The sequence below is a fragment of the Shewanella metallivivens genome, assembly GCF_028750675.1.
GTDB lineage: Bacteria > Pseudomonadota > Gammaproteobacteria > Enterobacterales > Shewanellaceae > Shewanella > Shewanella metallivivens.
This window is the reverse complement of sequence record NZ_JAQQPZ010000002.1, coordinates 340,557-355,203: the sequence shown is the minus strand read 5'-3', so window position 1 is coordinate 355,203 and position 14,647 is coordinate 340,557. Positions and strand designations below refer to the sequence as shown.

The following is a 14,647-nucleotide window of genomic DNA, read 5'->3' as shown; positions in this document are numbered from 1 at the left end:
GCCAACGTCGCAGATCAAATAGGGTAAAAGATCAATCTAAAAATGGGCTGATTATTTTGATCGCTGCTTATTTTAGCGATCAAATTTTTCTAATCTATCGATTAAAAAAACATCACCTATCAAAAACACTATAAAAAATTGGGCTCTAGGGTTAGTCGTTACTAACCCTTGCCGTTATCCTCAACTTATCCACAAGAAGTTAATGCAATTGTGGCTTGCAAATCAACTCAAACCTCACTATCTTGTATCTCAGTTAATAAATAACACCATATCTTGTGTGTGGGTAACAATCAAAACACTACGCCGTTGTCGCACAAAAGACGTAGTTTGTATTTGCATGTACTGTCAATCGACATTGTAGTAAATACATTCACACTGATTGTTTTAACATGGAACTGTTTTGTGATTTGTTCTGATCGAATCAAAGCTACAGCATCCAGAACATGATCACATGACCTGATATAGAACCAAGGCCTCTCTTCAATGAATAGCAATATGACAGTCACTAAACGCAGTGGCGAACGTGAAAATATCGATTTAGATAAAATTCATCGCGTAATCACTTGGGCAGCCAAGGGATTAAAAAACGTCTCAGTATCTGAAGTTGAACTTCGATCTCACCTGCAGTTTTTTGACGGCATTCCAACAGAAGCCATTCATGAAACCATTATCAAAGCCGCTGCTGATTTAATCTCGCCAGAATCGCCAGATTATCAATTCTTAGCGGCTCGCTTAGCTGTGTTTCATTTACGCAAAAAAGCCTTTGGTCAGTTCGAGCCCCCTAAGCTGTACGATCATGTGACGCGTTTAGTGGAAATGGGCAAATACGACACCCATATTTTAGCTGATTACTCTCGTGAAGAAATCGACACCTTAGACAGCTATATCGACCACTGGCGCGATATGAACTTCTCTTATGCTGCTGTTAAGCAATTAGAAGGTAAATATCTGGTACAAAACCGTGTCACACATGAAGTGTATGAAAGCGCGCAGTTTTTATACATTCTTGTGGCGGCCTGTTTGTTTGCTCGTTATCCAAAAGACACTCGTTTGGATTACATCAAGCGTTTTTATGATGCGACGTCATTATTCAAAATTTCATTGCCGACACCAATTATGTCTGGCGTACGTACTCCAACACGTCAGTTCAGCTCATGTGTTTTAATCGAATGTGATGACAGCCTAGATTCAATCAACGCAACGGCATCTTCTATTGTTAAATACGTCAGCCAACGTGCAGGTATTGGTATTAACGCAGGTCGTATCCGCGCGTTAGGTAGCCCGATTCGTGGCGGCGAAGCATTCCACACAGGTTGCTTACCTTTTTATAAGTACTTCCAAACCGCGGTTAAGTCATGTTCTCAAGGCGGCGTTCGTGGTGGTGCAGCTACCCTATTCTACCCATTATGGCATTTAGAAGTAGAGTCACTACTGGTCCTTAAAAACAACCGTGGTGTTGATGACAACCGTGTACGTCACCTTGACTATGGTGTGCAGTTAAACAAATTAATGTACCAACGTTTAATTAAAGGCGAATACATCAGCTTATTCAGCCCATCAGACGTGCCTGGTCTTTACGACGCCTTCTTTGAAGATCAAGTTGAATTTGAACGCTTATACCTACAGTATGAACAAGACAGCAACGTCCGTAAAAAACAAATTAAAGCGGTAGAACTGTTTTCATTAATGATGCAAGAACGTGCCTCTACTGGCCGTATCTACATTCAAAACGTGGATCACTGTAATACTCACAGCCCATTTGACTCTAAAGTCGCACCAATTAAGCAATCTAACTTATGTTTAGAAATTGCCTTGCCGACTAAGCCAATGACTAACATCGACGATCCAAATGGTGAAATCGCATTATGTACATTGTCAGCATTAAACCTAGGCGCGATTCAGGATTTATCAGAACTTGAGCCTTTAGCCGATCTTGCAGTGCGTGCCCTTGATAACCTATTGGATTATCAAGATTACCCAATCAAGTCTGCAAAATTAGGTTCCATGAACCGCCGTACCTTAGGCATTGGTGTGATTAACTTTGCTAACTACCTTGCTAAAAATGGCAAGAAGTACTCAGACGGATCAGCTAACAACCTGACCCACAAAACCTTTGAAGCAATTCAGTTCTATCTATTGAAAGCTTCAATGACCCTCGCAAAAGAACAAGGTGCGTGTCCGTTATTTAACGAGACAACTTATTCGCAAGGTATCTTACCTATCGACACTTACAAGCGTGATCTCGATAAGATTTGTGACGAGCCATTACACATGGATTGGGAAACATTACGTAGCGACATTAAACAATATGGTTTACGTAACTCAACCTTGTCTGCATTAATGCCATCTGAAACCTCATCGCAAATTTCAAATGCGACTAACGGTATCGAGCCGCCACGCGGCTTAATCAGTGTTAAAGCGAGTAAAGACGGGCAATTAAAGCAAGTCGTACCAGACTTTGAACAACTTAAAGACAAGTATGAATTGTTATGGAACATGCCAAACAATGATGGTTACATCCAACTTGTTGGCATTATGCAGAAGTTTATAGACCAGGCGATTTCAGCTAACACTAACTACGACCCAAGCCGTTTTGAAGGCGGTCGTGTACCCATGCAAACCTTACTTAAAGATTTGTTAAGTGTGTACAAGTTAGGGGTTAAGACTTTGTATTATCATAACACCCGTGACGGCGCGAAAGATCAGTTTGACGACTTGATTGCCGTAGAGGAAGAAGATGACGGTTGCGCAGGCGGTGCTTGCAAGATTTAATCATCTAATGGAATTATTAGCGGGGGCATCCCCGCTTTTTGAAATGCGTTTTCAGGACACCTAAATAATGGCTTACTCAACATTTTGTCAAACACCTAACGATTCAACTAAAGAACCCATGTTTTTTGGGCAATCAGTTAATGTGGCTCGCTACGATCAACAGAAATACGAAGTCTTCGAAAAGCTGATTGAAAAACAATTATCGTTTTTCTGGCGCCCTGAAGAAGTTGATGTCAGCCGTGACAAAATCGACTTTGGTGCATTACCAGAGCACGAGCAGCACATTTTTATTTCAAACCTTAAATATCAAACTTTGCTGGACTCTATTCAAGGTCGCTCGCCAAATGTGGCGTTTTTACCCTTAGTGTCTTTACCAGAGTTAGAAACCTGGATTGAAACCTGGTCGTTTTCTGAAACCATTCACTCGCGCTCATATACCCATATTATCCGTAATATTGTTAATAACCCATCAGTGGTATTTGACGATATTGTTGAAAATGAACATATTTTAAAACGCGCAGGTGACATTGCCCGATATTACGATGACTTAATTAAGCTCACTCAAGTGCATAACTTGCACGGTTCTGGGACTCACGTCATTAACGGCGAAAAAATTACCGTTAACTTACGTATCCTTAAAAAGTCACTGTATTTGTGCATGATGTCGGTTAACGCACTAGAAGCCATTCGTTTCTATGTGAGCTTTGCCTGTTCATTTGCTTTTGCTGAGCGCCGCTTAATGGAAGGTAACGCCAAAATCATTCGCTTAATTGCCCGTGATGAAGCTTTACACCTTAACAGCACTCAGCACATTCTGAGCTTAATGCAAGGCGGTAAAGACGACCCCGAAATGGCCGAAATTGCCATTGAGTGTCAACAAGAAGCGTACGATTTGTTTGTTAAAGCCGCTGAACAAGAAAAAGAATGGGCTAAGTATCTGTTTAAAGACGGTTCTATGATCGGCCTAAACGAACAAATTTTGTGTCAGTATGTTGAATATATTACTAACCAACGCATGAAGTCAGTGCATTTACCACAACCGTACGAAGAATCTTCAAACCCACTACCGTGGATGAAGAACTGGTTAGAAAGTGATGCGGTTCAAGTTGCCCCACAAGAAGTTGAAGTGTCTTCCTACCTTGTCGGACAAATTGATTCTTCTGTCGATGGCGATGAGTTTTTAGACTTTGACTTATAAGAAATTTTTTAAAAAAGCCCCAATCGTAAGCTTGAAAGGTCAACCCGTTATCTTGTTTGACGGCAAACATTCAAGCTTATTAGAAGCGCTTGAGTCGAAAAAGGTAAAAGTTTTTTCAGAGTGCCGCAATGGGTTTTGCGGCGCCTGTAAAACCACAGTGATTTCAGGTGAAGTCAGTTATCTCACTACGCCATTAGCTGAACTCAAAGCAAACGAGTGTTTACCCTGCTGTTGTGTACCAGAGTCAGATCTCAACCTTAAGTTATCCACTAAAGGAGTTGAGGTTGTAGCGAAACGTCAATACACAGAAGCCAACACATCAGTCCCCGCAATGACTAAGCTTGCCCACGAAAGCTAAATATTAAATAGTGAAATCCCCTGTACTACACTGATTTGATGACGCAACCTTGCTTCAAATATTCACCGTAATGATCAATATAACCCGTTAACCGAGCACTATTTTAGTCACACTATGCTCATAAAAAGCGGGACAGAATAAATACACTCGACTAAATAAATTAAATATCATCTTTTGGCAAGTAAACCTCACAAGCCCTAATCAATTAGATTCACTTTTGACTCATTATGATATTAAGTTTTGGCAAGCGTATTATGAACAGTATTAACGCATTTACACGCCGAGTATTGAAAACACGGTGAAGCTCTTAAACATGTATCTTAAAGTTGATTGGGTATGAGATAAAAATAGTTACGGCAGATATATCATCATCATCGTAACTAAGGTATAACGAGCGCTATGAAAACCCCTATACGATTACAACCACTGGTTGACGATGGTCTCGTTGATGAAGTGATAAGCCAACTGATGAGTGGCAAAGAGGCTACCGTCTATATGATCCGGTGTGGCAAAGATATTCGCTGCGCTAAAGTCTATAAAGAAGCCGCTAAACGAAGTTTTAAAAAAGCGGCACAATATCAAGAAGGACGAAAAACCAAAAATAGCCGTCGTGGCCGCGCGATGGAAAAAGGCTCGAAATACGGTCGCGAAGAACAAGAGAAAGCCTGGCAAAATGCCGAGGTGGATGCATTGTATCAATGCGCTGCAGCAAAGATACGCGTACCTGTGCCTTACGGTTGTTTTGACGGCGTATTATTGATGGAGTTGATCACCGATGCCAATGGCGATGTGGCTCCACGTTTAAACGACGTTAACTTAACCCATGCACAAGCCATGTCACAACATCACACTATGATGGGCTACATAGTACGTATGCTATGTGCCGGTATTGTGCACGGTGACTTATCTGAATTTAATGTATTAGTTGATAGTCATGGCCCAGTGATCATCGATCTTCCACAAGCCGTCGATGCATCGGCTAACAACAATGCCAGAGCCATGTTGTATCGTGATGTGAATAACATGACCGAATATTACGGCCAATTTGCTCCAGAGCTGCTACAAACAAAATACGCTAAAGAAATGTGGGCCCTGTACGAACAAGGTGAACTTGAACCAGACACTGTCCTCACAGGTGTATTTGAAGATGATACTGATGCTGCCGATATTGACTCTGTACTTGAAGAAATCAACGCAGCTTTTGAAGACGCACAATTTAAAAAGCAGCGTCAACAGGCGATAGATAATGATCATTATGATGATTAAACCGTTATAACCAGCCGTGAAAACAATCATCAACAAGCAAAATTAAGGCAACCACGAGGTTGCCTTTTTATTTACGCACATGACTCTCCATAGATAACACGACATTATTCCGTTAAATGTGCATAACCTCACCCAAGATGACTTAGGCTAAACATATCGTATCAATCCTATTTTTTACTACTTATGCTCCTGCAGATTGTGCTTTATGAGCAAAATGACGAAGAAGCACCTTTGCTAGTTAAGACATAGAACTGATTTATACAAAATTTCTCGTCGTCCCGGCAATGTTTTGAGCCGGGAACCCGGTGTTTTTGGCTCTGTTGTTATCGCCACGATCATTTCATATATTTCCAATATTCCTATCGGTCCAATGTGCCTGAAAAGTTATGGCCAGCTCACACACTCATTTGTAAAAATGTTCAATCAGCCTCAAGTTCACAGTTGAATTTAGTTTAACGTAATAGTCTCTTGTTATAGTTAATATAACGACTATTTAGTTGGAATATCATTTTTGTCGAGTAGATCATCATTCTCAGCATTAATACAAGTTCTAGGTGTACCATTTAAATTTAAAGCTGAGTCAGAGGCTTGCATTTTTGTTGCTCGCGTACTCAACTTATTACCGATTATTGATAGTTTACTCTCAATAATCGGTCTAACGTTATAACCGATGGCTGTTCCGATACAAATACCAAGAAAAGCAGGTACAAGGGCGGGTATTTGATAAATTAAAATAAACCACCCACCTACTTGACCAGAAATTGCAAAATAGATAAATAACAAAATGTTACCAATCACATATGCAAATAAAATATGTCTAAATCTGAGTAATGCACTAAGAATAATAAATATTACTGAAACTGTTAGAAAAAACATAACCATTGTTTAGGCTCCATCCATAGAACGATATTAAACATAATAACTTATTGAATAGTTAACCAAGCATCAACATACTATTTTCCCCATAACTTGTACATTCAACCTGGCACGAGAGATTTTGCTTGTGACTTTAATCCTTAACAATCAAACTCAAATTTCAGACGTAAAAAAGCCCCAACTAATGTTGAGGCTTTTTTACACCATACTTACGTATGTAATTTCTTACTATAAATAATGGTACCCGAGGCCGGACTACTCTTGATAGCAAAGAATGGCACGCCTGATGTTCAACCAGAGCGCGAGGGATTTTGCTTGTGACTTTAATCCTGAGCAATCAACTTCAAATTTCAGACGTAAAAAAGCCCCAACTACTGTTGAGGCTTTTTTACACCATACTTACGTATGTAATTTCTTACTATAAATAATGGTACCCGAGGCCGGACTTGCGCTTGCACGCCTGATGTTCAACCAGAGCGCGAGGGATTTTGCTTGTGACTTTAACCATTAACCTTAAAGCTCAGATGGCAGATGCAAAAAAGCCCCGACTAATGTCGAGGCTTTTTTGCACCATACTTACGTATGTAATTTCTTACTATAAATAATGGTACCCGAGGCCGGACTTGAACCGGCACGCTTATTCAGCGAGGGATTTTAAATCCCTTGTGTCTACCGATTCCACCACTCGGGCAAAGTGTTGTTTTAACCGTTACTAATAGTAACCATTAAACGCAATTTTGTGGAGGCGCGACCCGGAGTCGAACCGAGATCGACGGATTTGCAATCCGCAGCATAGCCATTCTGCCATCGCGCCATGCTTTCCAAAATCAAATCCATCGGAGGAGATAAGAAATTGGAGCGACATATCGGGTTCGAACCGATGACCTATACCTTGGCAAGGTATCGCTCTACCAACTGAGCTAATGTCGCATTTTCAATCTTCGTAAACGCTGTATTAAATCTGTAAGAAAGGTATCGTCTTTCAACCTGTCCAACTGAACTAATGTCGCATTTTCAATCTTCGTAAACGCTGTATTAAATCTGCAAGAAAGGTATCGTCTTTCAACCTGTCCAACTGAGCTAATGTCGCATTTTCAATCTTCGTAAACGCTGTATTAAATCTGTAAGAAAGGTATCGCCTTTCAACCTGTCCAACTGAGCTAATGCCGCATTTTCAATCATTACAACCTGAGGATGTTTCCCCTGACTGCGGAATGGCATTCTACCGATTTGGTCTGGATAGTCAATCAATAACAACAGTATTATTGCAACAAAATGACTGTTTGATGCATAAATCGTCATTGTGCTGATTATTTGATAATTTAACACAAATTATCGTCACTAATGACTCAATCAATGATGCGTTAACTACAATATTTGAAAGTGCTAAAAGGCATAATATAAAAAGCACCTCATTTGAGGTGCTATTACTATCTAAACTTTATTAGTTAGCCGTCAGCTAACTAAACTGATCTTAAGCATTTGGCAAAGATAATGTGGTTAATCCCAACATTTTTTGCATCACACCAACAACTTGACAGCTGTAACCAAATTCATTGTCATACCACACATATAATATGGCACGCTTACCTTCTGCAATGGTCGCCTGCGAGTCAACAACACCAGCATAACGTGAACCCACTAAGTCACTTGATACAATTTCTGTTGACTCGGTAAAGTCGATTTGATTTTGTAAACAAGACTGCAGAGCGATGTCTTTAAGGTATTCGTTTAACTCGTCACGGTTGGTTTCAGCATTCAAATTCACACTGATAATCGCCATAGACACATTTGGTGTTGGTACGCGAATCGCGTTACCGGTTAACTTGCCAGCCAAAACAGGTAGCGCTTTGGCAACCGCTTTGGCTGCGCCAGTTTCAGTAATAACCATGTTTAATGGCGCACTACGACCGCGACGCTCAGCACTGTGATAGTTATCGATTAAGTTTTGGTCGTTGGTATAAGAGTGAATGGTCTCAACGTGACCATTTTCAATACCATACTTATCATTAACCGCTTTGAGGACTGGGGTAATGGCATTAGTGGTACAACTTGCCGCCGATACAATCGTGTCTTCGTCTAAAATATCGTTTTCATTGACGCCATAAACCACATTTTTAATTGCGCCTTTAGCGGGTGCTGTTAACAATACTTTGCTTGCACCTGGGCTTTTAAGGTGTAAGCCTAAACCTTCTTCGTCTTTCCAAATGCCGGTGTTATCAACGACTAACGCGTTGTTGATGCCGTATTGAGTGTAATCAACTTGGTCTGGCGAATTGGCATAAATGATTTGAATATACGTACCGTTAGCGATGATGGCGTTATTGTCTTCATCAACTTCAACTGAGCCGTTAAACGGTCCGTGTACTGAATCACGGCGCAATAAACTGGCACGCTTTTCTAAATCACCTTTTTTACCGCCACGTAATACAATGGCACGTAAACGCATTTTGTTGCTTTTACCTGTACGTTCAATCAATAAACGGGCAAGTAGACGACCAATACGACCGAAACCGTATAGCACAACATCACGTGCAGGAGTATCATCTCCATGGTTTACAGCAGGTGCTAATGCGTCTGCCATATAAGCTTCAATGCCGCTTGCGTCCTTGTTGTTACGCCAGTAGTTTATCGCCAATTTGCCGATATCCACTCTACAGTGCTTGATGGCTAATTTGCTAAGTGCTTCAACAAATGGGAAACTTTCGCGAAGGCGTAACTTTTCACCGACATGACGACGTACTAAACGGTGTGACTTAATGATTTCGATGGTTGATGCGTTTAATAATGGCTTACCATATACCAATACTTCGACGCCTTGATTGCGATACAACTTGCCAAGCAATGGTTGCATTGCTTCAGCCATTTCGAAACGTTCTTGCCAGCTCTGTAAATGTTTATCTGCGCTCATGTAGGGATCCTTTATCTCACTTTTCCAGTTATTTAACAGAAAGGTTTGAGTAACAAAAAGAAAAGACCAATAATAAGTTTATTGTATGGGCAAAGCCCTCTTGGTCGGCGACATTGTAATGAAATATCAGCCATTTCGCCAGTAACAAATTTTCGCTAAACGTGTAATTTTATTAGACAATTTAGCGCCCGGAGACGATTTTGAGTCGAAATTTTGTATTAATTACATCATTTACAGTTGCAGGGGCTTTTTTTGGTCTTTTTGGCTGCAATAATGACCGTAATAGCGACCTGATTTGTAAAAATAATCCTGAACTTTGTGCAGATTTACACAAAGATAGTTGGTGTCGGTTTGAAAAAGGCGATCTTATTCGCCATCGCTACGTGTTAAAACAAACACCTGAGCCTACCGGCAAGCAACTTTATCAACAATTAATTTATCTTGAGGATTACAGTAAATGTATTGAACTCGCTGCAGGGGTTAAACATAAACTCAATACGGACCGCACCCGAGACCGGGAGCGAGCATTTGCAGTAAGCACACAAACATTAGCCGAATTGCAAGAATTTACCCGCACAAACCAAGATGTCTATTTAGCGTTTTATCGCTGGATGCGTTTTAATGATCAAGACGGCTTAGACATCGTTGAGCAACATTATCAGCAAGGTCAATTAACCGAGCCAGACATGATTAGCCAACTTGCTGCGCACTATGTTCGTTCGTCACCAGACAAGGCTAAACGCTTGTATTTGAAACTTTTAGGCACAACCGAGTCTGACCAAATCAATCCTGACTGGTTTTTAGCTCTCGCCTCAATTTATCGGCATCAACAAAATCCTGAAAAAGAATACCTGCTAACGCGGGCTTATTTGTTACTGAGCTTACAACATGCTGATGAAGCCCAATTGTTGGCCATGGTTAATGGCAATCAACAATTAGCACAAACATTAGATTCACAAGCCTCAGAACTGGTTTCGGCGGTGACAGGGGAACGTTTTGTGGGGAGTGAAAGTGAAATGCTGCTGCAATAAGCGAGGATAATGCTATCTAATACCGCGTAAAGCATCGATAGCTGATATATGCCAACTTACAAAACCGTGCTTAAATTATCTTCAAAACGTGCTAAATGTAAAAAAAATACGAAAATTATCACCCTAAATTGCCCTTTTTGGGTGATTTCACTTGACCATTACGGTTAATTTGGTAATTTTACAACCAGGCGATCGACATGCCACCAAATTATTTTATCACTTGAGGGATATGAGATGACTATCCGTGTAGCAATTAACGGCTATGGCCGTATCGGAAGAAATGTTCTACGTGCACTTTATGAAAGCGAAAAAGATTACCCAATCGAAATCGTTGCAGTTAATGATTTAGGTGATGCATCGATCAATGCTCATTTAACCAAGTACGACTCAGTACATGGTCGCTTTAATGCAAAAGTTGATCACGATAATGAAGCAATTTACGTCAATGGCGACAAAATCCTAACGTTCCAAGAACGTGACCCATCAAAATTACCTTGGGCTGAATTAAACGTTGACGTAGTGTACGAATGTACCGGGATCTTCACATCGAAAGCCGCTGTACAACCACATTTAGACGCTGGCGCGAAAAAAGTGATTATTTCTGCTCCAGGTAAAAACGTTGACGCGACCGTTGTTTATGGCGTTAACCAAGACGTATTAACTGCAGACATGACTGTGATTTCAAATGCTTCATGTACGACTAACTGTTTAGCACCTGTGGCTAAGCCGTTAAGTGATGCTGTAGGTATTGAGTCTGGTTTAATGACCACAATCCATGCATACACCAACGATCAACGTTTGTCAGACGTATATCACACTGATTTACGTCGTGCTCGTGCCGCAGCAATGTCAATGATCCCAACGCAAACCGGTGCTGCTGCAGCGGTAGGGTTAGTGGTTCCTGAGCTACAAGGTAAGTTTGACGGTTTAGCGGTACGTGTACCAACAGTAAACGTATCGTTAGTTGACTTGACCTTCTTAGCGTCTCGTGACACGACTGTTGAAGAAATTAACCAAATCGTTGCTGATGCGGCTAAAGCATCTCCGCTAAATCAAGTATTAGCAATTAACGAAGAGCCATTAGTGTCTATCGATTTCAACCACAACCCATTCTCTTCTAACTTCGACGCAACACAAACACGTGTTAAAGGTCGTTTAGTAAAAGTAATGGCATGGTATGACAACGAATGGGGTTTCAGTAACCGCATGCTAGACAACACGGTTGCACTAATGAACGCTAAGTAATCTACCTTGTAGATTAGCTAGTTGAATTTAGCTTAAGGGCCTCGCATTGATGCGGGGCTTTTTGTTACCTGCAGCAAATCATTTTAGCCTTATTCCATACGTCCTGTGTTCATCAACGTCTTAGCACCCAACACCTAAGTAAGTTAACCCCGGTGCACAAAAAAGCCGACTCGATGTCGGCTCTTTTATGCTTGCTAAACTTAACGCTGATTAAGCATTGCCCTTCACTTTCATGTTTAACTCTTTGGCAAAATCAAGCATCCGTGTCAGTGGGATAAGCGCCTTAATGCGCAGCTCATCATCGACAAAGATTTCGTGATTGGTTTTGTCGCTATTGATCAATGACTGCTCAATGGCTTGCAAACCATTCATGGCCATCCATGGACAGTGAGCGCAGCTTTTACACGTTGCGCCATTGCCGCCCGTAGGCGCTTCAAGTAATGTTTTACCTGGCGCAGCTTGTTGCATTTTGTAAAAAATGCCCCGGTCGGTAGCCACAATAAATGTATCGTTATCCATGGTTTGCGCTGCTTTGATCAATTGGCTAGTTGAGCCTACAGCATCGGCAAGTTCAACCACACTGGCTGGAGATTCAGGGTGAACCAAAATTGCCGCGCCTGGGTGTTGCTTTTTAAGCTCACGTAAGGCTTTGGCTTGAAACTCGTCATGTACAATACATTCGCCCTGCCATAACAACATGTCTGCGCCAGTTTGCTTGTTGATGTATGAACCCAGATGGCGGTCTGGTGCCCAAATAATTTTTTTATCTTGGCTGTCTAGGTGCTCAACAATCTCTAGGGCAATGCTTGAGGTTACGACCCAATCTGCACGGGCTTTTACTGCGGCAGAGGTATTAGCATAAACCACCACAGTATGATCTGGGTGAGCATCACAAAAGTCGTTAAACTCTTCGATAGGACAACCTAAATCCAATGAGCAGGTTGCTTCAAGTGTTGGCATTAAGATGGTTTTTTCTGGGCTTAAAATTTTGGCGGTTTCGCCCATAAACTTAACCCCAGCTACAATCAATTTTTTTGCTGGATGATCACGGCCAAAACGCGCCATTTCGAGCGAGTCAGATACACAGCCGCCCGTCTCTTCTGCTAAAGCTTGAATTTCAGGATCAGTATAATAATGGGCAACTAACACCGCATTTTGGTCGATCAACAATTGCTTAATTCGTGCTTTATATTGTGCTTTTTCAGCGTCAGACAACACGGCAGGTTTTGGTGGAAACGGATACTCAATAGTTTCAATTTTAGGTGCCGACAGACTCATACAGGTTCCAATCGATTGACATTATCCGCAGATTATACGAAATACTGGTTAAAAACAAAAGGACGCTTTATGCGTCCTTCTGGCTAATTTCAACTATCTCACTATGATTGTGCTTAATGCATAGCTAATAGCATTTCTTGCGGTTGTTCGAGATAGTGTTTCCATAAATTACAGAAACGGGCAATGGTGCCACCATCAATCACACGGTGATCACCAGACCAACTCACCTGCATAATTTTACGCGCTTCAACCTCACCGTTAGCATTAAAACGTGGCAATACCTGTAACTTACCTAAAGCCACAATGGCCACTTCAGGTTTGTTAATAATAGGTGTTGCTACCGTGCCACCTAAAGCGCCAATATTAGAGATTGAAATCGTACCGTCTTTTAAATCTGCTGGTGATACTCGCCCGCTGCGAGCAGCGGTCGTTAAACGTGTAATATCTGCTGCAATATCTAAAATCGATTTACTTTGTACATCTTTAATATTGGGAACCAATAAGCCCACTTTGGAATCGACAGCCATACCTATGTTATGACGTGATTTGTAAGTCAGCTCGGTGCAATCAGCATTCACTTGGCTGTTCAGTATAGGAAACTCATTCATGGCAAGTGACATGGCCTTCATAAAAAACGGCATCATAGTAAGCTTGACTTCATCGGTTGAGTAACGTTGCTTCATGCGTTCACGTAGGGCAACTAATTCAGTTAAATCAAACTCTTCACAGTAGGTAAAATGTGGAATAGTCGATACCGACTCAACCATCATCTTAGCCATCACCGCTTTAACACCTTTAATCGGTTCAACACGATCCACGCCAGACTGACTAATGGTTGCCACTTCTGTGGTGCTAACATGAGTTGATGCTGAAACGTTAGCAGCGTTTGTAGACGCAGCAACTGTAGGCTGAGCTGCACCTTGTTGATGGCGTTCAATATCTTCTTTATAAACGCGGCCATTTTTACCACTGCCTGCAACCAGTGCGATATTAATATCAAGTGAACGTGCCATACGGCGTACTGCAGGGCTAGCAAGCGCTTTGCCTTGCGCAACTGGCTCACCAGTCACAATTGCACTCTCAGTTACCGCTTGTTGTACTGCTTGCTGCGGCGCTGCGGTCATTGGCGTATCTTCGGCTTCCACTTCGATAGCGAATAAAGGCGAATGCACTTTAGCAAGTTGGCCTTTACGATAATGCAATTTAACAATTTTACCGGCTTTCATCGCGGGTATTTGCACTAAGGCTTTGTCGGTCATCACATCGGCAATCGGTTGGTCTTCGACCACCATATCGCCTTCCTCAACGAGCCAATCAACCAGTTCACACTCAACAATCCCTTCACCAATGTCTGGCAGTAAAAAGTCTTCAATATTTGAATGGTTCCCCCTCGGGGAAACCTCAGGCTTGGCTTCTACTACTGGTGTCACTTCTGCCGTTGGCGCTTGCGCTAATTCAGTATTGTCGTTATCCATTTCAACGGCATATAAAGGTTGATGCACGATAGCAATATCGCCTTTTGCATAGTAAAGCTTGGTTATTTTTCCTGCGTGTGGTGCAGGAATTTGTACTAACGCTTTGTCGGTCATTACATCGGCAATCGGTTGGTCTTCAGTGACGATGTCACCTTCGCTAACTAACCAATCCACTAATTCACATTCCACCACACCTTCGCCGATGTCGGGTAAAATAAAATCTTTAATCATATCTTA

10 protein-coding genes and 3 tRNA genes are annotated in these 14,647 nt (G+C 41.6%); 6 read left to right on the top strand and 7 right to left on the bottom strand.

Annotated features, from left to right (window positions below; translation table 11 throughout):
• The first annotated feature begins 483 nt into the window (after positions 1-483).
• From nrdA to PQR79_RS04425, 4 genes are all read left to right on the top strand, one after another.
• On the top strand, positions 484-2,772 hold the full coding sequence (gene nrdA, locus PQR79_RS04440) for a class 1a ribonucleoside-diphosphate reductase subunit alpha (RefSeq protein WP_238103897.1): 2,289 nt from the start codon (positions 484-486) through the stop codon (positions 2,770-2,772).
• A gap of 67 nt (positions 2,773-2,839) precedes the next feature.
• Complete coding sequence (gene nrdB, locus PQR79_RS04435; RefSeq protein ID WP_238103898.1) at positions 2,840-3,970, top strand: class Ia ribonucleoside-diphosphate reductase subunit beta; 1,131 nt, start codon at positions 2,840-2,842, stop codon at positions 3,968-3,970.
• Positions 3,960-4,328, top strand: a complete 369-nt coding sequence (yfaE, locus tag PQR79_RS04430) for a class I ribonucleotide reductase maintenance protein YfaE (RefSeq protein ID WP_238103899.1) — start codon at positions 3,960-3,962, stop codon at positions 4,326-4,328. Before nrdB ends, yfaE begins: the two co-directional genes overlap by 11 nt.
• A 399-nt stretch (positions 4,329-4,727) precedes the next feature.
• Positions 4,728-5,594, top strand: a complete 867-nt coding sequence (locus PQR79_RS04425; protein ID WP_238103901.1) for a PA4780 family RIO1-like protein kinase — start codon at positions 4,728-4,730, stop codon at positions 5,592-5,594.
• A gap of 489 nt (positions 5,595-6,083) precedes the next feature.
• Here PQR79_RS04425 and PQR79_RS04420 read toward each other — a convergent pair whose 3' ends face one another.
• The 5 genes from PQR79_RS04420 to PQR79_RS04400 form a co-directional block, all read right to left on the bottom strand.
• Complete coding sequence (locus PQR79_RS04420; RefSeq protein ID WP_238103903.1) at positions 6,084-6,476, bottom strand: hypothetical protein; 393 nt, start codon at positions 6,474-6,476, stop codon at positions 6,084-6,086.
• A gap of 599 nt (positions 6,477-7,075) precedes the next feature.
• Positions 7,076-7,161 (bottom strand) — tRNA-Leu (locus PQR79_RS04415).
• A 49-nt stretch (positions 7,162-7,210) separates the two neighbouring features.
• Positions 7,211-7,284, bottom strand: a tRNA-Cys gene (locus PQR79_RS04410).
• A gap of 40 nt (positions 7,285-7,324) precedes the next feature.
• Positions 7,325-7,400 (bottom strand) — tRNA-Gly (locus PQR79_RS04405).
• Positions 7,401-7,944: 544 nt separating this feature from the next.
• On the bottom strand, positions 7,945-9,381 hold the full coding sequence (locus PQR79_RS04400; protein ID WP_238103907.1) for a glyceraldehyde-3-phosphate dehydrogenase: 1,437 nt from the start codon (positions 9,379-9,381) through the stop codon (positions 7,945-7,947).
• Between the two features lie 200 nt (positions 9,382-9,581).
• Between PQR79_RS04400 and PQR79_RS04395 the strand changes: the two genes are divergently transcribed.
• On the top strand, positions 9,582-10,412 hold the full coding sequence (locus PQR79_RS04395; protein WP_238103909.1) for a DUF2989 domain-containing protein: 831 nt from the start codon (positions 9,582-9,584) through the stop codon (positions 10,410-10,412).
• Between the two features lie 234 nt (positions 10,413-10,646).
• Positions 10,647-11,657, top strand: coding sequence for a type I glyceraldehyde-3-phosphate dehydrogenase (gap, locus tag PQR79_RS04390; protein WP_238103911.1), 1,011 nt, complete (start codon positions 10,647-10,649; stop codon positions 11,655-11,657).
• Between the two features lie 210 nt (positions 11,658-11,867).
• On the opposite strand, the gene nadA is transcribed toward gap, so the two are convergent.
• Complete coding sequence (gene nadA, locus PQR79_RS04385) at positions 11,868-12,935, bottom strand: quinolinate synthase NadA (RefSeq protein WP_238103913.1); 1,068 nt, start codon at positions 12,933-12,935, stop codon at positions 11,868-11,870.
• Positions 12,936-13,048: 113 nt separating this feature from the next.
• On the bottom strand, positions 13,049-14,641 hold the full coding sequence (locus PQR79_RS04380; RefSeq protein WP_238103914.1) for a dihydrolipoyllysine-residue acetyltransferase: 1,593 nt from the start codon (positions 14,639-14,641) through the stop codon (positions 13,049-13,051).
• Positions 14,642-14,647 lie beyond the last annotated feature (6 nt).